General features: G+C 40.8%; 2 protein-coding genes and 1 pseudogene. All 3 read left to right on the top strand.

Annotation, left to right across the window (positions count from 1 at the left end; all coding sequences use genetic code 11):
* Nucleotides 1-278 (top strand): annotated as a pseudogene (locus INF68_RS22870) (hypothetical protein); the annotation flags it as partial.
* Nucleotides 278-1726 carry an ATP-binding protein gene (locus tag INF68_RS22865; RefSeq protein ID WP_032653906.1) on the top strand — a complete coding sequence of 483 codons (1449 nt, stop codon included), beginning with the start codon at nt 278-280 and terminating at the stop codon, nt 1724-1726. The pseudogene INF68_RS22870 and the gene INF68_RS22865, both read left to right, overlap by 1 nt.
* Nucleotides 1727-1767: 41 nt before the next feature.
* The coding region (locus INF68_RS23375; RefSeq protein ID WP_227412954.1) for a TniQ family protein at nt 1768-2297 on the top strand (530 nt) is incomplete at its 3' end.

Below are 2297 nucleotides of genomic sequence, written 5' to 3'. Positions count from 1 at the left end.
TATTTACTCTGGATTCACTCAGCAATATCAATAATAAAGATGAATTTAACAGAAAAGGTAATGAAAGATTAAATGAAATATACGAATCTCGCCGGATACATGGTAAAGATATTAAAAAGAACAGGAAAAATGAACTTGATTCATTAGGGCGAACTGATGTTGCTAATGGAAGACCTGAACCCCTACTTCCTTCATCCAGTAATGTTCTGCTTTTGCCTGGCCGGGAGGAGAAACAAAGATGGTTAAAAGGTAAGAAGAAGACTGAGGACGCAGAATAATGAACCTTATACGGAGCGTTTCAGCGATATATAAAGAACAGGAGTTACCTGAGTATCGTGGCAATCCCTTAATTGAAGCACTTCCTGAAGCGCTTACGGAAGATGAAGTACTTCTGGAAATGAGTTATTTCCCCGAAATTGACGAAAAAATCCGCTGGACCGCCCCGGCGAATGTTAGAGAGCAGTATGTCGAACGTATAAAGAAATTCCGTTGCCCACAAACCAATCTTATCCAGGCTTATAAAATGATTTTACGGGCACTTAGGGAAAGCTATGCAGCCCGTAATCCTTTAAAAAGCGGAACAATTCAATATCTTCATTACTATGGAACTGAGCGTCCTGATATTGAACCCGAAAGTGGATATTTTAAATCCCAGGCTGAAACTATTACGATAGTTGGAATGAGTGGTTCTGGAAAAACTACCATGATCGAGCAAGTCATGGATCATTTCCCTCAGATTATAGAACACAGCAGCTATAAAGGAGTTTTTCCCGGCTTCAGTAAGCAAATCGTATGGGTAAAGATTAATTGTCCATACAATTCAAGTGTGAGAGATCTTTGTGAAGAGATTTTACAAAAATTAGATGATGCAATTGGGATGGAACGAACTACACCAGAGATTAGAAATGGTGCTCTGGCTCGCCAGATTGCGCAAAGAATAAAATCATCATTTTTGGGTATTCTTGTTATTGATGAAATGCAGAGGCTTAAATTTTCAAGAACCGGGGGTGAGAGTAAGTTGATTGATTTTTTACATGAAATTGTAGATTCGATGGGGGTATCTATGGTTTTTTGTGGAAATCATCCTTTCGACGAGACTCTGACAAAGAGAATGAGAATTGCCAGACGGGCAGAGTCTGGTGGTTATATGAAAATTACAAACGTCAGATACGACTCACAAGACTGGCAATCGTTTATTCATTATTTATGGCCATTACAATGGACAAATGTTGAAACTCCATTAAATGATGAGTTAAACGAAAAATTATTCATTTTATCTAAGGGCAACATTGGATTGGCTCAGATGATTTATCGGGGGGCACAATTAAAGGTTATCGGTAGCGGTAATGAAATCATAACTGGTGCAGTCTTGTCGGCCTCTGTACCGGTACTCGTAAGTCATACGGAGGAATATAAGGATACTTTACTCCCGGGGGCAGCGACTGAAGACGAAGAAGCTAAATGGCTCTCTGCATCTAATGAAGGTGATGCTTCGGCTAAGTTCATGACAGATAAGACCTTAAAAGCTTTGATCCCTGGGGATATAGACAGGCCACAGCACAAGGAATTCGTAAGAAAAATAGACGAGGTTATGCGCAATTTCGACGAGAAAATACTGTCTCTTGACCATGATCTTGTTATCACCAGAACAGCTGAAAAGAAAAATTCCTACGATGCTCTTCAGCGTTGCGGGCTTATAAATACAGATCCACTTAATAAATTGTAATGAGGTCAACAGTTCGTAACGGTCAAAGAGAGGTGGGGTAAATGATAATGTTACCTGTTTTACCTGATGAATCCTTGTTCAGCCGGTTTTGTCGGACAGCTACCGTGAACGGTATGTCCCCATCTTCTCTGTTAACGATCATTTTCCACAAACCTGATATTAGCGTCCATCCAATTCTCAATTCAGGATTAAAGGCTATTTCTCTTCATACATCCGAAAGTGCAGATCAGCTCTGGCATGAACAGACTTTACTCCCTCTGTTTGCCTGGGCACTACCAATCAGTCGTAATGAAATTATAGATTTCAACACGACCCCTGCCAGGCTTAATAGATTGTGCCGCCTTAGTAATTTTTCACTGGGACAGCGGACACTATTGAAGTTTTGCCCGGTTTGCGCTCGTGAAGATACTTTTCATTATGGTGTAACTTATTGGCATCTGGCGCATCAACTTCATGGGGTTACAACCTGCCATCGGCACCCAGTAGCGCTTGAAAGCATCAATGTCCCTTCTGCACCGCACATACGCATTGGACTTATGCCTCCTGTTTCGTATACAGAACAACTTAGCAA

The organism is Enterobacter cloacae complex sp. P16RS2 (assembly GCF_014982155.1).
Taxonomy (GTDB): domain Bacteria; phylum Pseudomonadota; class Gammaproteobacteria; order Enterobacterales; family Enterobacteriaceae; genus Enterobacter; species Enterobacter cloacae_M.
The sequence above is the reverse complement of the archived record's forward strand: the minus strand, read 5'-3'. Positions and strand labels throughout refer to the sequence as shown.